Origin of the sequence: Porcincola sp. LCP21S3_C12 (genome assembly GCF_052118625.1) — a bacterium.
Classification (GTDB): domain Bacteria; phylum Bacillota; class Clostridia; order Lachnospirales; family Lachnospiraceae; genus Porcincola.
Genome location: NZ_JBQKGW010000005.1, coordinates 1 through 22,148 on the forward strand (window position 1 = coordinate 1; position 22,148 = coordinate 22,148).

Here is a 22,148-nt window from a genome sequence, read left to right on the forward strand (position 1 = left end):
GGTCACGGATAATCTGCTCCTGCCACGGGAGAAGCCAGAACCGCTTCCCAGCCCACTTGCCTTTGGTATGACGGAGCATCTCGATAAACTTCACAGCCCGATCTGCCTTGGTCGGATCGTAATGTGAAGTCGGAAGCATGTACTGGGTCGGATGATAGTCTGTGAGCTTTGGCATATCTGCGGGACGTTCCTCGCTTGCCATTACGAATCACCTCCCAGCAGATTTTCCATCTCATCAGTCGGTGCGGTATTCCCCTCATCCGCTATGAGGCGGGACCGGGAAGCAGGCGTAAGACCGAACTCTGCAGCGAACTTCCCCATCTGCTTCATATAGGTCTGTGCAATGGATACCTGTGGCACCTGTTGCCAGTATCCGGAAGGCGTCCGGACGATGGATCCGTGCTGGCTGATGAATTCCTCGGCTTCCTTCCATCTCGCATAGGACTGGCAGTAAGCAGCGAAGGCAGCCATATCAACCTCGGTGAGGATGCCGAGGGCTTCCATCTTCTTTGCGAGCCTGTGCCACTCCTTTCTTGCATCCTTGTCGAGCCACTTCGGACAGGATGGTGCTTTCCGCTCTGGCCTTGGTTCGTTTTCATTCAATTTCCGTTTTCCGGGATTTCCTTCCAGCTCCTTGATTGCTGTCGGAGTCGGCTTTCGACCTCTCGTCGCCATAGGAACACACCTCCTTCCTGCGTGCAAAACAAAAGGACCGCCGAAGCGATCCCGTTCCATGTGGTCTGTATCTGTACGAGAGAAAGAGCCATGCGGCCCTCTCTCGGAATTTTCATTCTAAAATGTAGTGCTACTTTGTAGTGTTTCCGGCAGTGCCGGTGTTAGTTGAATTCCTTCAGCAGGATGGCGTAGGCCAACTGACTTGCTTCATCCTCGGGCTCGATATCCCAGCCCCTGTCATAGTTCAGTGTCATTTCTCCGTTTACCGTAATCGTCAGCTTGCTGATCCTACCGCCGTCGATCCCGTAAGCCTCGCTTGGCTCATCAAAGTGCTTCACTCTGTATTTGCAGACGGTGTAGGTTCCGTCTCCGTTCGGTTCTGCAATGCTTCCCTCACTCCACATGGCTGTCTCCTTCCTTCAGGCAATGCTCATCTTGAAGGCGTGTCCCTTTTCGTAGCCCTTGCCCCAGAGGTCTTTCCGGAGGTTGATCTCGACCATCTCGCCGATGATGCAGCCGGCCTGCTTGAAAAGCCATAAGGTTTCAATGGCGTCGGTTGCCTGGCAGGAGTAGGTGAAGGCCTTGATGCCGTTCTCTCTCATGCAGGTGGTCAGGGCTTCGACATCCCGGTCCCAGATGATGTCGTTGAAGTCGAGGATCTCGTTCTCGTTGTCTCTTGATTTCTCGTAAGCCCTCCAGATCTTGCAGGCGATGTCGCCCTTCGCTGCCATCCGGTCCTTGGCTTCGCCGTAAGCCTTCTCTGCGGCATCCTGCCCCTCGTCGGTTGTGGCCTCCGCGTATGCCTTCCTTGCTGCTTCCATCGCCTCGTAGGTTTCTTCGAAAATGTTCATCATGGTTTTGTCCTCCTTGCTATGTGCTTGTTGCCTTTTCCTTTGGCATGTACATATATCACTCTGAATCCCTTTTATAGCAAGGAAATGTAGATCATAATCTGCACAAGATTCTTGTGCGAAAACTGTGTATCTTAGACCTCGCCCTTCATGATGAAGTTCGCGTATTCCTTCGCATGATCCATGAGGAAGATCACCAGCTCATAGTAGCCAAGGCGGTTAGCAATGCTCTGTACCATCGGCACATCGAACATGTTCGTCTCTCCGGTATCCCGGATTGCAAGGATCTGGTCCCGGACAGTCTTCGTGAACTCCCCGACCAGCAACCGACAACGGTCTGCTCCGTAGGCGACGTTCAAGGAAGACCCGTTGTCCCAGCGGACCATTATCGATCCGGCATCGTCTACCCCGATGACTGTTCCCTTGGTCCCTACAGGCGGTGCCTGTGGATCCTCCATCTGGATCATCTCAACCCTTGCTCCTGCTGGGTAGTGCTCCCGCAGTTCTTTCAGTTCTTTCTCACTTGGAAATCTCATAGTGGTTTCTCCTTTCCGAAGGGATACCCTTCTACCACCTTAAGCCCGCGACTCTCGCGGGTAAGGTAGCCGAAGGCTGTCTCTTCGGTTTATGCAACTCTTCCGTTTCGGAAGGAAGTGTCGCCTGCAAGGTTCCTTGTGAGGATTTCCCTTGCGGTTTCAAACTCGTCCCCGATGAAGCCCATCCGAAGGAGCCAGGTGCGCATCGCGTATTTCGGATTTTCGTGCTGCGGCTCTTTTGGGCTTGCGCTCTTCTGGATCTTCGCCGCTGCAGAAAGGGCGAGGCAAAGCTGGATGTAGCTCTTTAATTCTCCGGCGTGCAGGCCTCCGCGCTTGCCGTTTCCGGCGTCTGCAAACTGGAAGAGGCGGAATTCGATCGTGCCCTTTGTGAAGGTTGCGTGGAGGTTCAGCATGTGATAGCGGCTGGCATTGTAGTGCTCCCTTCTTCCGTAGCTTGCGTGGTTCTCTTCGTACCAGATGTCTGCAAGCTGCTGCATGGTTTCCGGCTTCTTCTTGTTGAGGCGGTTCAGGAATCCCTTGTCTACTGTCTGGCAGTAGCGGTCGATGCGGCTTCTGTCCAGCCGGAGGGCGCTGATCAGGAGGCTCTCGTGGCTTGCCATCAGGTTTGCCAGTGTCCGGAGCGTCTTTGCGTTGTGGCCGTTCGCACCGATGTGAATGTGAACTCCGCACATGTGGCTCGGGTCGCTCTTGGCTCCTGCGTGGCGAAGCTGCCGTACCAGTTCCTGCAGGCTCTCGATATCGTCCCAGGTGAGGATCGGCGTCACCATCTCGCAGGATTCTTCATCCCTTGCTGCCCGGATGCTGGCGTCCCGCTGGAATTTCCATTCCCGGCCCTGTGCGTCCCAAGCGCTCCATGCTCTGTATCCGTTTCGTCTTGAGGTATCCTCGTGTCTTCCGGTTCCGAAGAAGGTGGCGGCAACCTCAGCTGCCCTGCTTCTTGCGATTCCGTACATCTCGACCTCAACTCCGATCGTCTGCTGCTTCATGGTTTCGATTCTCTTCTCTGTATCCTTCATGGTTTGCCTCCTTGTTGGCTTATGTGTTTTCCCTTTTGCATGTGTATTAATCACTCTGAATGGCACTTATATCCAGTCAATTCGGAGGTGTATATCTCACAAAATCCCGGAGAAGAAATCGTGTATTTATTCCGGCTTGCTGCCGTTCCGGAAGGCGGAATTGCCGGTAAGATTCTGAAGCAGGATCTTCCTCGCCGGCTTGTATTGCGGTCCGATAAAGGCCATCCGGAGAAGCCATGTGCGGAAGGCGTACTTCTCGTTGTCTGTCTCTATCGGCCTGCTGCTCGCATGCTTCAGTTCCTTTGATAGCTTGCAGAGCTGGCTGATGAAAAGCGTGTAGGCCTTTGCCTCATCGGCGGTGAGCTCCCGGGTAAACCAAGGAAACTCGATCTTGTTTTCTGTCACCCGGATCCTTGTGTCGGTGATTCCGAGCGCCTTCTTGATGAGGCTGTCCTTGGCGCTGATCAGGTTGGTAAGCGTTCCGACGTTCGCAGCTGAAAGCGGCAGGCTGATCGTGAGCCCGGTCGTTTCTCCCTCAGGCTCCTGTGCCGGCTCTATGGCTTCCTGTACGGTTTCCTGCCCGGGCTCCGGGTCTGCCGGCTGCTCCGCATCCGGGTAATAACCCATCTGGCCAAGTCGAACCATCACCCTACCAAGCTTCTCTTCATCCTCGCAGATGACTGCGCCTTCCTTATCAACCGTGATGTTTCCGATCTTGTAAGCGCAGGTCGGTACGAACTGATACTCGGCTGCCTCTCCGGTGATCGCGGCAATGGCATCCACCAGCGCCTTCCTTTCTTTTCCTGTCATGTTGTAGTTTGCTCTCATGGTATGTACCTCCTTTGGTACGTACATAGATCACTCTTTCGGCGGCACATATCAACTCATTTCTGTAATAAGATTGCACAAAATTAAGTCGTCCTTATCGACGCGAATGTATACGTCTTCGAGGCAGTTCAGGATAATCGGAGCATCCTCTCCCATGTAGGGAAGAGCACGGATCGTGTTGTAATTCACCCATTCGGCAGCATCCTCATAGGACCAGCCCTCCGTATCCATCAGCCACTCAACCATGAGCTCATAGTCATAGACGGCTCTGCCATCATCGGTCACACCGATCAGAGCATCGTCGTAGCTGTAGTTCGTGAGATACTTGACTCCGTCATAGCCATTCTCCAACAGTCGCTCCTCGGCATTCATGCGGATTCCTCCTGCGGCATATCTGCTGCCGCCTCCTCAAACGTGAGCTTCTGGCCATCACGCATCACATACACATCCGATGTCTTGCCACCTTCGTGCTCGATGTATCTCTTGACGATCACGTCGACGAATTTCGGATCCAGCTCAATGCCTCTACAGATCCGGTTGGTTTCACAACAAGCGATCAGCGTACTGCCGGAACCAAGAAACGGATCCAGCACGATACCATTTGTCGCGGAACTGTTCCGAATCGGATAACTCATGAGCACCACCGGTTTCATCGTCGGATGGTCCTTGGAGGATCGCGGCTTATCGTATTCCCAGACCGTTGTCTGCTTGCGATCGGAGTACCACTTATGAGTTCCCTTCTGCTTCCAGCCATACAGGCACGGTTCATGAATCCACTGGTAAGGGCTGCGTCCCAGCACCAGACTGTTCTTTTTCCAGATGCAGCAGCCGGAAAGATAGAATCCGGCGTCCTTGAATGCCTTCCGGAAGTTCAGTCCTTCGGTATCTGCATGCCAGACGTAGATCGAACCATCATCGGCGAGGTTATCATGCATGCAGGTATAAGCTGAAAGCAGAAACTTGTAGAAATCCTCATCGGCCATGTTGTCATTCAGGATCTTGCCTGCTGTTTCTTCAACGTCTACGTTATACGGAGGATCGGTCAGCACCAGATTTGCCTTCTGACCATCCATCAAAGCAACATAGTTCTCTTCATTGGTGGAATCACCACAGAAGACTTTGTGCTTTCCAAGAAACCACATATCGCCGGGCTTACTCATGGTCGGCTTATTGAGTTCCTCATCCACATCAAAGCTATCTTCTTCCACCTCTTTATCGCAGACCTTATTGAAAAGCTGCTCCATCTCCGGAGGCTCAAATCCGGTGAGCGCCGTGTTGAAGTCGGACGCTTCGAGGTCCTTCAAGAGATCGGCGAGCAGGTCTTCGTCCCATGCGCCGGTGATCTTATTGAGGGCAATGTTCAGTGCCTTCTCGCGGGTCTTATCAATATTGACGACAGCGCACGGAACCTCAGTATAGCCAAGGTCCATCGCTACGGTCAGTCTCTGATGTCCGCCGATGATCGTCATATCGGAATTCACGACCAGCGGATCAGCAAAGCCGAACTCCTTGATGGAGTTCTTGATCTTCTCATATTCCTTATCACCCGGTTTCAGCTTTTTTCTCGGGTTGTATGCTGCCGGTTTCAGTTCCGTCACCGGTATGTTCTTTAGGATTGGTGTTTCCATTCTCTTCCTCCTTCATTCGTTTTCTGTGCCGCCAGCTGTTGTAAGCCCAGCGACATCTGTCTGAGCAAAACACCCGTGGCCTGCCCATCGGATTCCGTCCCATCGGCTTCCCGCACCACGGGCAGAACTGCTTTGCACAGGACGCGAGGAATTCCGAGAGGTCAGGTGTTTCAAAGTTCTCATCCATCACGCCCTCCCCGGCACCGCCGGATTCTCCGTACTCGAAAGTCAGAACGTACTCGAAAGTCTGCCGAGCGTGGAATGGAAATTTCTGCGCGAAATTCCAAGCTACTGCCGCGTCATTCCGCGCACGAAAAAACCGCAGAGAAGGCGCTTGTTTCCACGCTTTTCTGCGGTTTTGGTATGTAAATTTGTATCTGCCCGGGCGGGCCTTAACCCCCGGGGTATCAATTTCGCGGATTTCAACGGAAGAGGGGGCGCCGGTCTTCTGTGCCTCTCGTTTTCAGGATTATGACCTCCCCCGCCTCTCTCGTTACTCTGCACAACTTTCCCTGCATTTATTTGTCTTGTATGCGAATTGCCGCAGGCAGAAGCCGTCAGTTATAATAGTTAGAAATATCTGACTGGTGCATTTTGGCACCGTCTCTGCCGGTTCCGGCAAACTTTCCAACCTTTTCTTTCATTTCATATCTATGGAGGTCTACTTATGCGTATCTATCCCCATCTTCATCTTTTCAGCGAGGACTACTTCAAGGTTCTGAATCTCAACCCGGATGAAATTACCATCACCTCAAGGAACACCCATCATACCTGGCGCCTTGTCTGCTCCCAGACAGAAGATCTCATTCTTGTCTATCACAAGCACAAGAACTCCGATCCATTTCATTTCCACACTGCCTGCATCAGCGCAGAAGACGCCGTCCTGGAAATCAAAAACCACGATGCATTCCAGCTAAACGGACGCCGTCCTGTTTTCCCCGTGTACACAAGAACAGGTGTTATCATGCCAAGGCAAAGGCGCCGTCAGAAATGATACACCGGATGGCTGTCCTCTCTTCCGGTCTTCTTATCGTGGCATTTCTTACACAGCGCCTGCCAGTTCGATCTGTCCCAGAAGAGCTTCTGATCTCCTCGGTGCGGAACGATGTGATCCACAACCGTCGCCGGTGTAGCGATGCCATGTCCCAGACACTCCTCGCAGAGCGGATGAAGTGCTAAGAACTTCTTGCTCTCCCGTCTCCACCTCGCGTTGTATCCACGCTTGGCAGCGGACCGGTTCTCCTCCGGGTGCATTGCCTTGTGCTTCTCGCAGTACTTCTGTCCCGGTTCCACCAGCTCCTTGCAGCCTGTATGCCTGCACGGGACCTTTGGTTTGTATGGCATCACTCCACCTCCATTCCAAGCTCGGTGGCTACCGCCTCATTAATCATTCTCATCTTATCGGTGCTAATTACTCGACCGACGTAAGTACCCAGTGCCTTCTTATCGATCGTGGTAATCTGCTCAGCCAGAATGGTCGATGGTGAAAAGCCGCTGTGATATGTAGCCGCTATCTTTATTTCATTTGGAAACAGAAAAATATGCGTCGGCAGCCATCTCTTCTTTCGAGACGTCATCGGAAGAACCGTCACTGTCTCTGCATGCGTATTTCCAATATTGTTACTAACGATCAGCACCGGTCTGCAACCACCCTGCACGGAGGTGTCAGAGTGATTTCCAAGTTCTGCAAACCAGATCTCCATTCGCTTTGGTGCTCTATGTAAATCCTCCTCCATCGAATTTCTCCCATTAAAAAAGACCGGCAGGTTTGATCCCGCTGGCCTCTTGCCGCTTTTTCACAATATCAATATACCAGTTTCCACAAGGTAATGCGTCCAACAGATTACTCACGTAACTCATCTCATCCTAGGGGTAAATTTACTGTAGCCCAACAGACCGAGTGCAACAACTCCCAAGCCAACAAACACCCATGGCCATGCATGCATTCGCCCCATCTCCTCTTTCTCGAATTCACGGCTTTCAGCATCTGCTTTGACGGAGTCCTGCCTGCACTGGATAATTTCCTGAAGATATCCCTCGCGTTCCTCCTTAGTCAAATCGTCTCGCTGCAGCTCCTTTTCACATGCTTTGATGGTCGCGTCGTTCTGCTCGTGTACAACCTTCCTGGAGTTGATATCTGCCTGAATAACCTTCTTGCTGTAGTTCATGTCATCTTTAGCGTTCTTAAACAGCTCGGTCCAGTAATTATCCTCTTTCTTCACACTGCGCTCTTTTGGTGCTTCTTCTACAAGATCGCCACCCACCTGTGCGACGACCACAGGGTTCTCAATTTCTTCATTGGTAATGGTTTCCTGCATGTTTTTCTCCTTTGTCATCTTCGTTAAGAATCTCGACAATCCGCTCAATCTTCTGATTGGACCTGTCATCAGTACATTTCAGTAGTTTCGCAAATTGGATCATTGCTTCGAAACGGTCAATCTCGTTTTCTGTGTTTGCCACTTCAACAGGAGTATCCTCTATCTCAAAATAGGTAAGCAGTCTCCGACTTTTTACGTGTGGCTCGTACTTTTCCGGATATTTCTTCAGCAAATAGATAGAAATACCTCGAAGCCGGTTTCCATAAGCAAAATTCTCTGCCATTGATTCCGGTATCCTGATTTCCACGTATACATACTCACACTGCTCGTCTGGCATCGGATATCCAAGCTGTATGTCAAAGCGAGCATATAGATTCAATGATGCCTTCTCCGCAGCCTCCCGAATATCCTGCAGATAATCAACGGCCTTAATCGTAGGGTCTGCAAACTCAATCTGAATTTTCTTCGTTACCATTTTGCTGACCTCCTCTCTACATGTAGAGTATCACAGTTCTATACCTTTGTAAATAGCATTAATGTTATTTACATTGTTTCTTTCGCTTTACCGATGACTCTTGTTATTTCAACATTTAATTGTTAATATATTATTGTAATAGCTTCATTAATTTAAAGCTTTAATCTTAATTGTATGTGAGGTTTTATGCATGGATACAATAGAAAATGGTAAGGCCTATGAGCAAGAGCTCACCCGTATCTTCGACAACTGCAACAAGTATTTTTATAACGGAGAGCTACCGGACGTCATCATCACCTTTGTGCCGACAAAGAATGCACATGGCCACATGACCGTGCGGCCAGTGTGGGTCTCCCATGATGAGAACGAGGACAAGGCAAAATATGAGCTGAATATCAGTGCCTACACCATCGACCGCTCTCCCGACGAGATCACAGCTACCATGCTCCATGAACAGGCGCACCTGTATAACATCATTCATAACATCCAAGACTGCACCAACATGGGCAGATATCACAATCGCAAATTCAAGAAAACCGCAGAAGATCACGGCCTTATATGCTATGAATACAGCAACTACTACGGCTACAACAATACCCGTCTCACGGAGGCCGCAAAGGTGATCGTTCACAGCAAGATTCGGGTGAAGCAGTTCGAGCTGAAGCGGGTAGAAAATCCCCGGGCGGGAAAGACGCTCATAAAGCTCGTCTGCCCGAACTGTGGAAACTTCTGCTACGTGACAAAACGACAGCTCGATAGTAATTCCGTCCTCTGTGGCAGTTGCAAACTGCAGATGACACCAAAAAAGGAAAAGAGCCACGATGAGTAATGTGCTCACCGTGGCTCCGTCTCAATCCTTCCCGAAAAGAAGAATCTGTAGATGCGTCAGTGCCCGATTTTTTTTATTGTAGGCACTGGACCGCTCAATGTGGAAATGGTCGCAGATGTCGTAGACAGCTCCGGTCATCCCGATCTCATCATCATAAAAAGTCTGCAGCGTATATTTCTCGTCTTCAGAGAGCTGATCCCAGGCAGGCTGAAACCAGTCCATGTACTCGACTGCCTGCCGATAGCGCTCCTTCAAAACATCGATCTCTTCGATAGCAGTAAGGATCCGTTCCTCTCCTGCCTGTGGGTTATGACTGTGTGGCATCCCGTCCATGGTCGGACTGCCAATACCGGTCATTCGATTCTTCTCCTCGATGATGTCTTGCGCCGTGTTATTGATGATAAATTCCATGCTGTGATAGTCCTTGATAGCTGCGACCGTTGCCGATCGCTTATCTAGGTACTTCCAGATAATAGACATAAGTGCTTCCTCCGATCTTGGAAAGTATCAATAGTTCCTCGGATTGGCCTGCTTTGTCCTGCTTTGTCATTCTTTGTCCTATCATGTCCGGATTATTCGAGCCGTGCCTTCACAGCCGCGATCAGATTTGCCTGCGTGGTATTCTTGCTCTCAAGTGCCGCCAGAATATCCTCATCAACAGTGTCCTTGCAGATGATGTGGTGAATGGTCACTGTGTTCTTCTGCCCCTGCCGCCAGAGACGTGCGTCCATCTGCAAAACATGTTCCAACGACCTGACCTCGCTGAAGTAAATCAGGATATGTGCACCGCCTTTCTGAAGATTGAGACCATGCCCAGCACTGGCAGGTGAGATAAGCCCAACATCGATCTTCCCCGGCGTATTCCAGTCCTCGATATCCTGCGATGACCTGATCTCTCGCGGATGATATCCAAGATCCGTGAGCCGCTCCATGATTCGTTCCTTATCATGCTGGTACCAGACGGCGACCAACACAGACTGGCCATTTGCCTGTTCCACGAGATCCTCCAGCATATCCAGTTTTCGGTTATGGATCACCGAGTAGTTCCGATCCTTGTCGATGTAGATCGCGCCGTTAGCAAGCTGCTGAAGTTTTCCGGACAGCACCGCTGCATTGGCAGCATCGACGGTTCCTTCCTTAAGATCCAGAACCATCTCCTTCCGGAACTTGTCATAGAGCTTTCGCTCCTTCCCGTCCATCACGACCTCATGCTTTACATCGACTTTGTCCGGCATATCGAGAAAATCCATCGATTTCATGCTGATCGTCATATCACTGATCTTCTTGTAGATAGCCTCTTCTGCTCCCGGCAGCGGCACATAGTTGTAAATCACACCGGTGTAGGGATTCATAGCACCGGGGCGAAAATATGCCTCCCGGTACCTGCCGATAAATCTTCCGAGGCGCTTCCCCATGTCGAGGATAGATACCTCAGCCCACAAATCAAGCAGCCCCTGCGGTGTCGGAGTCCCGGTAAGACCCCAGATCCGTTTGATGTAAGGTCTCACCTTTCTGAGTGCCTTATACCGCTCGCTCCTCGCATTCTTGAAAGATGTGATCTCGTCAATAACGACGGTATCGAACGGCCACGGCTGATGGTGCTGTTCCAGATATTCCACCAGCCATTTCACGTTTTCCCTGTTGATGACGTAGATATTTGCTCTTGTTTTCAGGGCTCTCACCCGTTCTTTGCAGCTTCCGGTCATCACCGACATGCGCAGATCTTTTGTGTGCTCCCACTGATCTTTCTCCTGCGGCCAGACATCTCTGGCAACACGAAGGGGCGCAATAATCAGCACCTTTCTGGATTCGAAGGAATCGAACAGAAGGTCGACAATGGCAGTCAGGCTGATGATCGTCTTTCCAAGACCCATGGTCAGAATCAGCAAAGCAACAGCATGCGTTTCCACAAATTCCACGGCATACCTCTGGTAGTCGTGGAGGTCATCGCGCTTTAACATTCTCATTCAATTCTTCCTCCAATGTTTTCTGCAATGTTTTCTGCAGTTTTTCAAGCAGCGCCGGACCATCAAGGTCGGTGAATATTTGGAAGCGCTGGCTTCGAAAAAACTCCTCCAGTTCCCGGCATTCATCTTTGGCGCTATTGTCTTTCGGATATCTGGCCCTTTTCCTGTACGCCCGCTTATAATCCCTTGCTGCCTGAAGGATCACTGCATTGCCGAGTCTCTTATAGGCATCCATATGGATCTCACTACTCATGGAATCTCCTTTCCGATAATGCCTCGCATCTTCCCGGTGATCTCCGAGATCGCCCTCCGGTCGGGATCCTTCTGGCAGATCAGGTCTGACAAAGCAACAGCCTCGCTCCGGAGCCCTTCCATCACCTGCTTATGGTGTGCGTGGTCCTCGCTGATCAGCTCGTTCAGCTCATGGATACATTCCTCATCGTCTGCATGCTGCAAGTCAATCTCGTTCATCCACTCCACAACGGCTTCCTTCATCTCCTTCCCCATGTGGGTTTCGATAAGATACAGGAGGTCCTCACCGGAAAGGACCGTGGCGATCGTTCCATCCTTCAGTGTGATCAGGCTTCCCATCCTCTGCCTCCTTCCTGTACTGCCTTGATAATGCCGGGAATCTGATCCGGATCGTCCAGCACGAACACCGGAAAACCAAGATGGCGAAGACGGACGTGTCTTCGGATCTGAAGTTTTCTCGGTTTCTGGCCCGGGGATTTCACCTCAACAAATCCGACGTGGCCTCCCGGCATCATCACCAGACGGTCCGGCATACCATTTGTGGTCGAGAGGAGTTTTATCGCCCAGCCTCCTGCCGCTGTCACCGCTTCTGTCAGTTTCCGTTCCGTCTGCTTCTCACCCATTTCACGTATTCCTCCCATGCTTCATCAAAAGTATCGAGACAGGCTCCGCAGGCACCGTGATCACAGAGATAGTTGTAGAGATAGCCATGCCAGCCACGGATCTTACTGTTCTCGTTTCTCGGGAACTTCTCTTTATCTTCCTTCATGTCCCTCGCAAGATCTCCCATCGGGGTGTCGTCGTCGATATGCTTCCTCGTCATATATGTGTAAAACGTCATCTCAAATCCTCCTCGTGAATTCATCACCAAATGTATGAGTGTAGGTCGTGCAGATACCCTGCTATCCCCTCTCCTATAGGAAAAACTGCTTTTTCTATACATCGCGTAATTCGGTCAGGTATCTGCACGACCTACACGAATTGTCAAAAAACCTTATATTTACGGACTTTGACGGACCTTTGCGCGAAACATCGATCTACACTGCCCTACACCGAACTACATGTTTTTGTGATGGAACAGCGCCTCCTGTCCCGTCACGATGTATAGGAGTGTAGGTCGTGCAGATACCCTATTACCCCCTCTCATATATGAATAACTAATTTTTCATATATCGCGTAATTGGGCCAGGTATCTGCACGACCTACACGAATTGTCAAAAAGCCTTAAATTTCCGGGCTTTGATGAACCTCTGCGCGTTTTGCCAATCTACACTGATCTACACCGATCTACACACTTTGGCGATAATCAGTCGTCCATGAAATCCGTTTTCACCCGGATGCCGCGAACCAGAACACCCTTGTTGGTACGCTTGCTTGTGATGCCACGGTTCTTCAGTTCCGCATAGAACTCTGCCTTGTTACGGATGAACTCGCCAATCCTGTCGCAGTACGTACGATAGCTGTCATACAGATCGCCGGACTTTTCAGTGAGGCCATCACCCAACTCGCAGCAGTCCTCCATGAAGTTCGTCATCCAGTCGTTCTCTGCCCGGTACTCATCGATGGCATTCTGAACAACGCTCGGACGCTTCAGATGGCATCCGGCATCAATGACTTTCTTTGCTCCCTCAATCACCCATGCAAGGATTGCAGGGCCAGCATGGTCGACAAGATAGTCGCCGTAGTTCTTGATGTCGCTCTTGCCGGAGAATGTCGCATGAAAAGGAATGACCACGAGTCTTCTCCATGTGCCGTCATCGGTTGCACCCACACGAGGCAGGTGGTTGGTATACAGAACGACTGTGTGTGACGGGATGAACTCGCCCGGGTCCTTGAACTTCTTCTCGCCCTGAATCGGATCGGTCGATGTGATCTGCTTCAGGATAGAGGTGGACAATCTCTGCCCTTCTTCGAGCTCTGCCGCGATCGCAAGGCGCTTACCCTTCAGCTCTGTGATTTCCCACTTCGTATTGCGCCGGACCCCGACTGTCAGGGTGTCTGCCGATATGGAACCGGAGTAATTTCCCAACACATGCGCGATCGAGTTGAAAAACGTCGACTTGCCGTTTCTTCCTCCACCAATTGCAATGTAGAGAGCCTCATTGAAGATGTGCCCGACAGCGGCAAGCCCCATCACCATCTGAACGTAGTCGATGAGCTCCTGATCGCCGAGGAAGGTCTTCTGCAGCATATCGTCCCAGAGATCCTTTCCCTTATCACCGGGATCACACAGCGCCACTTTCGTGAGGTAATCCTCCGCCCTGTGCTCCTGCCGTCCTGCCATTCCCTTCCGAAGATCATAGGTGGCACCCGGGGTATTCAGAAGAAACGGATCCGCGTCCAAATCTTCAAATTTGATGTGGACCATCGGCTGCGCAGCAGTCATTGCAGAAGACACATAGCGCATGTTCCGGCGCTGCATGACGAAAGCGCGGTAGCTAAGCGCATGCATATACTCCTGCAGGAACTTTAGCAGATCCCCATTCAGGTCCTTTTCTGCCTTCTTCCGATCATTGATGAGTTCTTCCGTCACACCCGCATCAAGCAATGCCTGTTTTGTCTTCAGTATCATGAGATCAGCATCCGCAAGCTGCAGATCGAGGAACTCCTCCGTCGCGCCGACCGCTGCCGGTGCGGAGATATCCCAGTTGATGCCGTTGTAGCAAAGGAATCCTGTCTGCTCGCAGAAACGGAGTACATCGCCATATTCATCGGCCAGCACCTTTGCCTGCCCAATATCGGAGTAGTCCGGCGGTTCAAGGCTTCCTGCAGGCCCTTTCGGTATCGCCTGATTGAACTTATCGGGCGGGATATACCCGGGCTGAGAGGATACCTTCTTCTCCCACTTCTTTGCCGAGTGCCAGATCTTCGAGAGCTCGTCATCCGAAAGAGGCGGATTACATTTCTCCGCCTCTTCCATAAAGATCCTGTGCGCCTCCTCACCGCATCCGTAGCGCTTCACTACTCTTCCGGCAAACCGGCTCATCGTCGCATTCCGTTTTCCCTGCGGGATCTCCTGTGTCTGGCCATCGATCGAGTCAGACTCTTCAAGGAATTCCTCGATCGTCTTCCCGCCTTCGTGCCAGACCACGTTCTTCGATACCGATCCGTAAATGAAACGGCCTGCATCGAGGGCGTTGTCGTCAAAAAAAGGATATTTCTCCTGCACGGTATGCTTCAGAGCGGTGTAGACATCCGGGTCGGTGTACTTGTTCGTCCGGAAGTAGATATGGAGCCTGGGTCTTGCACTCTTGCCGTCCTTTGGCATGTTGTTGTGACGACTCTCGGTGATACCAAAATCGACATCCGAGAACTCGTTCGCCAGCTTCTCCGGAGTAATCCAGTCAGCCGGGTCATCGGAGTGATCGTTGTCACAGTCCATCGGGATGCAGTCAGCTTCGATAAAGTTGCTGCTGCCGCGATAGCTGTTCTTGTACTGTGCGCAGACATGATCTTTGGAAACAGCCGCCCGGAGGGTGTCCTCCGAGCTGACCGTAACCGCATTCGGATACCTGCAGTTCTTCTCATCGCCGATGCAGTCGGCTGTAAAAATGTGCATCTCAGTCATCAATCTGAAGTCCCTCCTCTTCCAGAGTCTTGACGGCAAACTTGAGAGCCTTCACGAGGTTTCTCAGGTCATCGTCTCCGGTTGCGACCATCGTCACACCGCAGCCGATTCCGTCCTTATCCTTATGCTCCGACACCCTGAAGCCCTCTCCCTTCGGATTGCAGATGTGGATGTAGGTCTTGGTGTCTTTCTCATCCCCATCCAGCGTTCCGGTCGTTCCTGCGCTGACCTTGAAAATGGAACGTTCACCGTAGACCTCGCGTCCGTAAACGGACATCAGGTCCTTCCCTGCGTCAATAAAATCTTCGCTAACACTAAACATATAAAGCCTCCTTCGTGGCTGTTGCTGGTTTCCGACAAGCGCTCTTGCTCATCTGATAATCAGCGGACATTTGGAGGCTGTTTTTGTGATGAGGAGTGAAAAAAATTTCAAAAAGTTTCTGAGCAACCACAGAACACCGGAGTTTCTTCCTAATAAAAACAGGAATACAACTCCGGTGTTTTGCTGTGTGACCGATCACAAATGGGCAGAATCTGTCCGCTGACAGTTGAAAGTGCCAGAAAAAAATATCTCCGGAGATTGCAAAATTGCCGCTCAAATGTCCGCTGATATGTGAAAGGAGCAGGAAACAGCCAGGTAATGGAGGGGCGTCAGAAAAAAATTTCATTTGGCATCACAAAATCGCCTCCCAAATGTCCGCTGATAGGTGAACAGGTGAGAGGCAGTAACCGATAAACGCCAGAAAAAATATTTATCGTCTGGCGTCACAAAATCGCCTCTCAAATGTCCGCTGATAGGTGAAAGCAACCGAGTAAAGGAGAAACACATGAAAGGTAGAGCAAGGGACAGGCCCGGAGCGTTCCGGGTATTACAGGTACTTACCAATAGGTCAAGAAAGGATCAGGGCAATGGCAAAAAGAAAAGAGAATCCCCTTCTGATTGAGGGGCTCCGCAGGATCGGCAGAGAATGCATCGATCTCGCAGAAGCATTAGAAGGAAAGCCTTCTGCGGAGGAATCAGATCAGACAATTTTGGAAGCGGAATCTTCTGATAAAGATGTGACGGAAGAAGCCGTCAATACCCCTCCCGATGAGCCGACTTCAAAGGAAGAAGTCGCGCAGACAGCAGACGAGACGCCTCCTGTCAATGAGGAAGCAGCACCGGCTGAACCGAAGAACTACACCTTCGAAGAAGTCAGAGCCCTTTTTGCAGAGCTCTCCGATGATGGCTACACCGATCAGGTGCGGGAGATCGTTCACAACCACGGTGCTGCAAAACTGAGCGATATTCCCAAGAACGAATATGCTGCGGCAGTCGCGGAGGCAAGGGCATTGAAGGGAGCGGATGCCAATGGCTAAACACGCATATCTCTCCGCTTCATCCAGTGCCCGGTGGATTGCATGTCCTCCCTCAGCGCGGCTCTGTGCCGGTATCCCGGACAAGTCGAGTCCCTACAGCATGGAGGGCACCGACGCCCACTCGCTCTGCCAGTATCTCGTTTTGAAAGCATTAGGCAGGAGGGCCCGCGATCCTACAGAGGATCTGACATTCTACAATGCCGAGATGCAGTCAGCTGCCGAGGGCTACCGTGATTTTGTGATGGAACAGGTCGAAGAAGCCCAAAAGCTCTGTGCCGATCCGTTCGTTGCTGTCGAGCAGCGGCTGGACTTCTCCCGTTGGGTCCCGGAGGGGTTCGGAACCGGTGACTGCGTCATTGTTGCAGACGGACTGATTCACATCATCGATTTCAAGTATGGCGTCGGCGTGATGGTCAGCGCTGAAAAGAATACGCAGCTTATGTGTTACGCCCTCGGTGCCTATTACGCCTACGGGACCCTCTATGACATTGACGTGGTGAAGCTGTCAATCTATCAGCCAAGACGCGAGCATGTCGAAACCTATGAGATGAAGCTCTCCGATCTTCTGACCTGGGCCGACAAGGTTCTCGTCCCTGCTGCCAAGCTCGCAAGAGTCGGCGAGGGCAAATTCACAGCAGGACCCCACTGTCAATTCTGCAAGGTCAAGGCCACCTGCCGTGAACGTGCAAACTACAACATGGAACTTGCCAAATACGAGTTTGACAATCCGGATCTGCTCTCCGATGAAGATATCGAAGAGATACTCCAGAAAGTCGACCAGCTCGTTTCGTGGGCAGGAGACGTGAAAGATTACGCACTCGATCAGGCCCTCAACGGCAAGCACTACAGAGGATACAAGGTCGTGGAAGGCAGGAGCACACGGAAGTACAGTGACGAGCACAAGGTCGCTGCCATCGTCGAAGCTGCCGGGTATGACCCGTATAACCAGAAGCTCAAAGGCATCACAGCGATGACCTCAGAGCTCGGTCGAAAAAGGTTCAACGAGCTTCTCGGAAGCTATGTTTACAAGCCGCAAGGCAAACCGGTTCTGGTGCCGGACTCGGATAAGCGTCCGGAATTCCAGACTGGCACCAATGATTTTATAGAAACCGCCGATGGCGCAAAGAACGCCGGAAGCACAACCATGATGGACAAGACGTCCAAGGAGACAATATTATGAATAACCCGCTCAAGGTAATTACAGGCAAGAACACTCGTTTCAGCTATCTTAATGTGAACGAGCCGAAAAGTATCAACGGATCTACACCGAAGTATTCCGCATCCCTCATCATTTCGAAGTCGGATACCATCACGATCCAGAAGATCAAGGCAGCAATCAAGGCCGCATACGAGGAAGGCGAGGCAAAACTCAAGGGAAATGGTAAGTCCGTTCCCCCGCTGGAGAACATCAAGACTCCGCTTCGTGATGGCGATATGGATCGTCCGGATGATCCGGCATATGCAAACAGCTATTTCCTCAACGCAAACAGCACTCGTAAGCCGGGAGTCGTTGACGCGAACAACAACATCATCCTTGACACCTCAGAGCTGTACTCTGGCATCTACGGTCGCGCAAGCATCAATTTTTATGCCTACAACCGTAATGGTAACCGTGGCATCGCCTGTTCTCTCAATGCGCTGCAGAAGCTCCGCGACGGTGATCCGCTGGGTGGCCATGTCAATGCAGAGACGGAATTCGCCGGACTCGATGACGATAACAAGGTTGATTTCCTGAACTAATCTGCTGCTCCATACATTCTCCTTTGGGTCCCCGGAACTTATTTTCCGGGGATCTTTTTTTTTTCTTGGCATCACAAAAACAGGCCGCAAGTGTCCACTGATAGGTAAAGGAGGTAAAACACGTGGACAAAGAAAAGATAAGGAAGCTGTCAATCGATCTTGAAACTTTTGGTGCGAAGGATCTGAAGAAATGTGGTGTATATCGCTATGCGGAGGATCCTACATTCGGACTTCTTCTCTTCGGTGTCTCGGTGAATGACGGGCCGGTCAGGGTCTATGTCATCGTGCTTGGCGATGAACCACCAGACGAGATCCTCGAAGCGCTCACGGATAATACTGTGGAGAAATGGGCCTATAACGCAAGTTTTGAACGCGTCTGTTTATCCGTCTGGCTCCGGCGTCATCACCCCGGTTTCTTCAAAGGCTATGGTTCACCGGGTGATTCCGTGAAAGGATACCTGGATCCGACCGGGTGGAAGTGCTCCCGTGTATGGGGAGCATATAACGGACTTCCGATGTCGCTCGATGCAATCGGAAGCGTGCTGGGGTTAGAACAACAGAAGCTGAAGGAAGGTAAGGACCTCGTCCGGTACTTCTGTTCTCCCTGCAAGCCCACCAAGGCAAACGGCGGTCGGACAAGAAATCTACCGGCAGACGCCCCTGACAAATGGGAGCTCTTCAAGAAGTACAACCAGCGCGATGTTGAGGTGGAAATGCAGATCCAGCAGCGCCTGAAAAAATACCCGGTACCGGATTCTGTATGGGATGAATACCACATCGACCAGATGATCAATGACCGTGGCATTCTCTGCGACATGGACGTCGTAGAGAACGCGATCAGAATTGACGCAAAGACGAAGGAAGAGCTGATACAGCAGCTGCAGCAGCTGACCGGTCTTGAGAATCCGAACTCTGTCGCACAAGTGAAGGATTGGCTCGCTCGTCAGGGTGTGGTGATCGAGTCTCTTGGCAAGAAGGAAGTGGCAGCCCTTTTGAAGGGTGATCTTCCGGACAATGTCCGTCACGTTCTGGAGCTCCGGCTGATGCTGGCAAAGAGCTCCGTGAAGAAATACCAGGCGATGCAGACCGCCATGTGCAGCGATCATCGCTGCCGGGGAATGTTCCAGTTCTACGGTGCCAACCGCTCTGGCCGCTTTGCCGGGCGCATCGTGCAATTACAGAACCTGCCCCAGAACCATATGCAGGATCTGGAGCAGGCAAGAAACCTTGTACGTCACGATAACTATACAGCTCTGGAAATGCTGTATGACAATGTGCCGCAGGTCCTCTCGGAACTGATCCGCACTGCCTTCATTCCAAAGCCGGGAATGAAGTTTGTCGTTTCCGACTACTCTTCCATCGAGGCCCGGGTCCTTGCCTACCTTGCCGGTGAAACGCACACGATGGAATCATTCGCAAAGGGTGAGGACCTGTACTGCGCGACCGCATCAGCAATGTTCCACAAACCTGTCGTAAAGCATGGCATCAATGGCGAGCTCCGGCAGAAAGGCAAGATCGCAACGCTGGCCTGTATTGCAGAAGGTCAGCCAGTCCTCACCAATCACGGTCTCATTCCGATTGAGAAGGTATCGAAAAATGACCTTGTCTGGGATGGCGAGCAGTTCGTTCATCACGACGGGGTTGTCTGTCGCGGAATCAAGGAGGTGATCACGTATGACGGACTTACAGCAACAAGAGACCACCTCGTATGGGTCTATGGGAAATCGGAGCCAGTACGATTTGGAGACGCTGCCGCCAGCGGCGCACGTCTCGTCAAAACCGGAAATGGTCGGACACCAGTACGGCTGGGTGAAGATCATCTCTCCCGAGAAGCGCTGGTCGAAAAACTGGAATCACTGCTATGTTCTTACGCAGTGTACCGGATGTGGATCGATCCAATGGCAGGATCTGAACAATCTGACTTCTGGACGATCGAAGGGCTGTCAGCACTGCTCGCAGCCCCGGCAGATCCCGCTTTGGCTGGATCGGAGGCTAACAGCCGCCAAGCAGCGGTGCACGAATCCGATGGATCCGGAATACCAGAATTATGGCGGACGTGGGATCCAGTTCAGCTTCTCTTCTATCTTGGAAGCAGGTCTGTATCTTATCGATACCTTCGGACTTCCGGATCGGGAGCTGGAGATCGACCGGATCGACACGAATGGAAATTACGAGAAAGGGAACCTGCACTTCGTAACCCATCAGGAAAACAACCTGAACAAACGGACAACTGTGCTGACCAGATTCGAGCAGATCTACTGGCCTTACTCCTATCCGGTGGTGATCCGGAAACTGTCCTCCGGAAAGACCCGGGGCGAGATCATTCAGGACGCGGAGACAGCCGTTTTCGAGCGTCGGAAGAACTGGAGAAACATCCTCGCACGGCTCGAGTTTATGACATACGAAATGCCGGACGACATCATCGTTTTACCGTATCGGGGAGGCTTGTCCACAACTGCGGCTATGGCGGCAGTGTAGGTGCTCTGAAAGCTATGGGCGCTCTGGACATGGGACTCAAGGAAGAAGAACTGCAGCCGATCGTCGCTGCATGGCGTGAGGCAAATCCCCATATTGTGAAATACTGGTGGGATATTGACGCGGCAGTGATGAAGGCTGTGAAGATTCACCTGCCGTCTCAGGTCGGGCTGGTATACATCTGGTATCAGTCCGGCATGTTGTTCATTAAGCTGCCCTCCGGTCGTCGTCTCTCCTACGTCCAGCCCCGGATCGGCCAGAACCAGTTTGGCAATGACTGCGTCACCTACATGGGTGTCGACCAGCAGCACTGGGATCGGATCGAAAGCTACGGTCCGAAGTTCGTCGAGAACATCGTGCAAGGTGTAGCTCGGGATATCCTCTGCTATGCCATGAAGAACCTGCGCGACCGCTTCATCGTCGGACACGTTCACGACGAACTCATCATCGAGGTGCCGGAGGATGCCAGTATGCAGGAAATCTGCGATATCATGGGACAGACACCAGATTGGATGCCGGGACTGCTGCTTCGGGCGGACGGCTACGAGTGCTCATTTTACCAGAAAGACTGAAAACAGCTCCGGTGGAGGTTTTGATCCTCTGCCGGAGCCATTTCTGTTTATGATTCACTTGTTGCTTCTTTTTCAAGATATTCTTTCCGAAGCTGAGACAGCGTTTTACCTGTCTTGGCGTCTACTGAAAAGGCATAGTTTTCGACAGATGACCATCTGTACACTTGCTTCAGCCATTGCTGTATAGATTCTTTGGTATTGTCGGCAAACATGACTTGACCATCCTTCTGGAGAATGGCCTTCTGATCTGTTCCCCTTGCGATGATGACGTCACCCTCTTTGACGATTCCCCACTCAAGCATCTTATCAATTTTCGGAAGAGATCTTCTGGATATATCCTTCTTGGCCCCTTTGGTCATAGCAGGCTGGTCGGCTACATTCACATAAAAGTCGTCATACTCGGTAACTGGAAGTATCTTGTCTGTGTGAATAAAAATCTGGTCTCCGATTTTTGTTGGCCATAGCCGGTAGCAGCTGATATCCACCTGATTGCTGTTCAACCACGCAACGGCAGAAAGAGTCTGATCGTCATAGTCGCTGGCCACAAGAATGATTCTCTGCGACTCGTTAAACGATGTCACGCCATTCCTATCAAGAAAGTTACTGAGTTCCCGCTGTGCAATCTCGGTTGATGTCAGCTCGCTGTGTTCGTTGAATTCAGATTTATGCTTCTCAACATACGGAGCAAATACATTCTTGATCAGTTCATCGGTAGATTTGATCGTTGCACAGGAGGCAGCATAGCGAATCGCCTGAAATTCCAGAGCTTCCTTCCGGGCTTCTATATCCTTCTTATCCCGCTTGATCTCAATAAGGACAATATTGCCCTCATTGTCGATGGCAGTAAGGTCACTCCTGCCATTTTTCGCGTCCCTAACCTGCTGCCCAACAATCAGTAACGACTCCTCGTCACTGCATATCATATCGGCATTCTTTCTGAGAACTTCCTCAATATCGCTTTCCTTCCAGCCGATGTCAGTGAAGGTTGTATCCTCAATTTTGACTGGCTGTTTTCCGTTTAACAGGTCCATTATAACT

27 protein-coding genes and 1 pseudogene are annotated in these 22,148 nt (G+C 51.3%); 6 read left to right on the forward strand and 22 right to left on the reverse strand.

Features of this window, described 5'->3' with window-relative positions; translation table 11 throughout:
- The 9 genes and pseudogenes from ACTQ1N_RS03845 to ACTQ1N_RS03885 all read right to left on the reverse strand — a co-directional run.
- A pseudogene (locus tag ACTQ1N_RS03845) lies at positions 1-202 on the reverse strand (terminase large subunit); the annotation flags it as partial.
- Positions 202-675 carry a phage terminase small subunit P27 family gene (locus tag ACTQ1N_RS03850; protein ID WP_441476008.1) on the reverse strand — a complete coding sequence of 158 codons (474 nt, stop codon included), beginning with the start codon at positions 673-675 and terminating at the stop codon, positions 202-204. The gene ACTQ1N_RS03850 and the pseudogene ACTQ1N_RS03845, both read right to left, overlap by 1 nt.
- A gap of 161 nt (positions 676-836) precedes the next feature.
- Positions 837-1,079: a DUF7678 domain-containing protein gene (locus ACTQ1N_RS03855; protein WP_441476009.1), complete on the reverse strand. Its 243-nt coding sequence runs from the start codon at positions 1,077-1,079 to the stop codon at positions 837-839.
- A 15-nt stretch (positions 1,080-1,094) separates the two neighbouring features.
- Positions 1,095-1,529 carry a DUF7698 family protein gene (locus ACTQ1N_RS03860; protein ID WP_441476010.1) on the reverse strand — a complete coding sequence of 145 codons (435 nt, stop codon included), beginning with the start codon at positions 1,527-1,529 and terminating at the stop codon, positions 1,095-1,097.
- A 131-nt stretch (positions 1,530-1,660) separates the two neighbouring features.
- Entirely contained in the window at positions 1,661-2,062 is a 402-nt protein-coding gene (locus tag ACTQ1N_RS03865) for a DUF4314 domain-containing protein (RefSeq protein WP_441476011.1), read from the reverse strand.
- A gap of 89 nt (positions 2,063-2,151) precedes the next feature.
- On the reverse strand, positions 2,152-3,099 hold the full coding sequence (locus ACTQ1N_RS03870) for an amidoligase family protein (RefSeq protein WP_441476012.1): 948 nt from the start codon (positions 3,097-3,099) through the stop codon (positions 2,152-2,154).
- A 126-nt stretch (positions 3,100-3,225) separates the two neighbouring features.
- Complete coding sequence (locus ACTQ1N_RS03875; RefSeq protein ID WP_441476013.1) at positions 3,226-3,927, reverse strand: virulence protein; 702 nt, start codon at positions 3,925-3,927, stop codon at positions 3,226-3,228.
- A 51-nt stretch (positions 3,928-3,978) separates the two neighbouring features.
- Entirely contained in the window at positions 3,979-4,299 is a 321-nt protein-coding gene (locus ACTQ1N_RS03880) for a hypothetical protein (RefSeq protein ID WP_441476014.1), read from the reverse strand.
- Positions 4,296-5,555, reverse strand: a complete 1,260-nt coding sequence (locus ACTQ1N_RS03885; RefSeq protein WP_441476015.1) for a site-specific DNA-methyltransferase — start codon at positions 5,553-5,555, stop codon at positions 4,296-4,298. Before ACTQ1N_RS03885 ends, ACTQ1N_RS03880 begins: the two co-directional genes overlap by 4 nt.
- Positions 5,556-6,222: 667 nt before the next feature.
- On the opposite strand from ACTQ1N_RS03885, the gene ACTQ1N_RS03890 reads away from it, so the two are divergent.
- Positions 6,223-6,549 carry a hypothetical protein gene (locus tag ACTQ1N_RS03890; RefSeq protein WP_441954810.1) on the forward strand — a complete coding sequence of 109 codons (327 nt, stop codon included), beginning with the start codon at positions 6,223-6,225 and terminating at the stop codon, positions 6,547-6,549.
- Here the strand turns inward: ACTQ1N_RS03890 and ACTQ1N_RS03895 are convergent.
- From ACTQ1N_RS03895 to ACTQ1N_RS03910, 4 genes are all read right to left on the reverse strand, one after another.
- On the reverse strand, positions 6,540-6,899 hold the full coding sequence (locus ACTQ1N_RS03895; protein WP_441954812.1) for an HNH endonuclease: 360 nt from the start codon (positions 6,897-6,899) through the stop codon (positions 6,540-6,542). The genes ACTQ1N_RS03890 and ACTQ1N_RS03895 overlap by 10 nt on opposite strands.
- Entirely contained in the window at positions 6,899-7,291 is a 393-nt protein-coding gene (locus ACTQ1N_RS03900; protein WP_441954814.1) for a type II toxin-antitoxin system PemK/MazF family toxin, read from the reverse strand. The genes ACTQ1N_RS03895 and ACTQ1N_RS03900 overlap by 1 nt, the downstream gene beginning before the upstream one ends.
- 120 nt (positions 7,292-7,411) lie before the next feature.
- Positions 7,412-7,873, reverse strand: coding sequence for a hypothetical protein (locus ACTQ1N_RS03905; RefSeq protein ID WP_441954816.1), 462 nt, complete (start codon positions 7,871-7,873; stop codon positions 7,412-7,414).
- Positions 7,851-8,348 carry a hypothetical protein gene (locus ACTQ1N_RS03910; RefSeq protein ID WP_441954818.1) on the reverse strand — a complete coding sequence of 166 codons (498 nt, stop codon included), beginning with the start codon at positions 8,346-8,348 and terminating at the stop codon, positions 7,851-7,853. The genes ACTQ1N_RS03905 and ACTQ1N_RS03910 overlap by 23 nt, the downstream gene beginning before the upstream one ends.
- A gap of 190 nt (positions 8,349-8,538) precedes the next feature.
- Between ACTQ1N_RS03910 and ACTQ1N_RS03915 the strand changes: the two genes are divergently transcribed.
- Positions 8,539-9,177 (forward strand): SprT-like domain-containing protein, encoded by a 639-nt coding sequence (locus tag ACTQ1N_RS03915; RefSeq protein WP_441954820.1) that lies wholly within the window; start codon positions 8,539-8,541, stop codon positions 9,175-9,177.
- A 21-nt stretch (positions 9,178-9,198) separates the two neighbouring features.
- On the opposite strand, the gene ACTQ1N_RS03920 is transcribed toward ACTQ1N_RS03915, so the two are convergent.
- The 8 genes from ACTQ1N_RS03920 to ACTQ1N_RS03955 form a co-directional block, all read right to left on the reverse strand.
- Positions 9,199-9,657, reverse strand: a complete 459-nt coding sequence (locus ACTQ1N_RS03920) for a hypothetical protein (RefSeq protein ID WP_441954822.1) — start codon at positions 9,655-9,657, stop codon at positions 9,199-9,201.
- 92 nt (positions 9,658-9,749) lie between these two features.
- Entirely contained in the window at positions 9,750-11,144 is a 1,395-nt protein-coding gene (locus ACTQ1N_RS03925; protein ID WP_441954824.1) for an SNF2-related protein, read from the reverse strand.
- Positions 11,122-11,379 (reverse strand): hypothetical protein, encoded by a 258-nt coding sequence (locus ACTQ1N_RS03930; protein WP_441954826.1) that lies wholly within the window; start codon positions 11,377-11,379, stop codon positions 11,122-11,124. The genes ACTQ1N_RS03925 and ACTQ1N_RS03930 overlap by 23 nt, the downstream gene beginning before the upstream one ends.
- A gap of 14 nt (positions 11,380-11,393) precedes the next feature.
- Entirely contained in the window at positions 11,394-11,735 is a 342-nt protein-coding gene (locus ACTQ1N_RS03935) for a hypothetical protein (RefSeq protein WP_441954828.1), read from the reverse strand.
- Positions 11,723-12,019: a VRR-NUC domain-containing protein gene (locus ACTQ1N_RS03940; protein WP_441954830.1), complete on the reverse strand. Its 297-nt coding sequence runs from the start codon at positions 12,017-12,019 to the stop codon at positions 11,723-11,725. The genes ACTQ1N_RS03935 and ACTQ1N_RS03940 overlap by 13 nt, the downstream gene beginning before the upstream one ends.
- Complete coding sequence (locus tag ACTQ1N_RS03945) at positions 11,989-12,237, reverse strand: YozE family protein (protein ID WP_441954832.1); 249 nt, start codon at positions 12,235-12,237, stop codon at positions 11,989-11,991. Before ACTQ1N_RS03945 ends, ACTQ1N_RS03940 begins: the two co-directional genes overlap by 31 nt.
- Positions 12,238-12,702: 465 nt before the next feature.
- A complete protein-coding gene (locus ACTQ1N_RS03950; protein ID WP_441954834.1) occupies positions 12,703-14,964 on the reverse strand; it encodes a phage/plasmid primase, P4 family in 2,262 nt (753 codons plus the stop codon).
- Positions 14,957-15,286, reverse strand: coding sequence for a hypothetical protein (locus ACTQ1N_RS03955; protein WP_441954836.1), 330 nt, complete (start codon positions 15,284-15,286; stop codon positions 14,957-14,959). Before ACTQ1N_RS03955 ends, ACTQ1N_RS03950 begins: the two co-directional genes overlap by 8 nt.
- 587 nt (positions 15,287-15,873) lie before the next feature.
- Here ACTQ1N_RS03955 and ACTQ1N_RS03960 point away from each other — a divergent pair.
- The 4 genes from ACTQ1N_RS03960 (at position 15,874) to ACTQ1N_RS03975 (ending at position 21,110) form a co-directional block, all read left to right on the forward strand.
- Positions 15,874-16,323 (forward strand): hypothetical protein, encoded by a 450-nt coding sequence (locus ACTQ1N_RS03960; protein WP_441954838.1) that lies wholly within the window; start codon positions 15,874-15,876, stop codon positions 16,321-16,323.
- Positions 16,316-17,503 carry a DUF2800 domain-containing protein gene (locus ACTQ1N_RS03965; RefSeq protein ID WP_441954840.1) on the forward strand — a complete coding sequence of 396 codons (1,188 nt, stop codon included), beginning with the start codon at positions 16,316-16,318 and terminating at the stop codon, positions 17,501-17,503. The genes ACTQ1N_RS03960 and ACTQ1N_RS03965 overlap by 8 nt, the downstream gene beginning before the upstream one ends.
- A complete protein-coding gene (locus ACTQ1N_RS03970) occupies positions 17,500-18,063 on the forward strand; it encodes a DUF2815 family protein (protein ID WP_441954842.1) in 564 nt (187 codons plus the stop codon). Before ACTQ1N_RS03965 ends, ACTQ1N_RS03970 begins: the two co-directional genes overlap by 4 nt.
- 122 nt (positions 18,064-18,185) lie before the next feature.
- Complete coding sequence (locus tag ACTQ1N_RS03975; RefSeq protein WP_441954846.1) at positions 18,186-21,110, forward strand: DNA polymerase; 2,925 nt, start codon at positions 18,186-18,188, stop codon at positions 21,108-21,110.
- 47 nt (positions 21,111-21,157) lie between these two features.
- Here the strand turns inward: ACTQ1N_RS03975 and ACTQ1N_RS03980 are convergent, their stop codons facing one another.
- On the reverse strand, positions 21,158-22,141 hold the full coding sequence (locus tag ACTQ1N_RS03980) for a hypothetical protein (protein WP_441954848.1): 984 nt from the start codon (positions 22,139-22,141) through the stop codon (positions 21,158-21,160).
- Between the last annotated feature and the right edge of the window lie 7 nt (positions 22,142-22,148).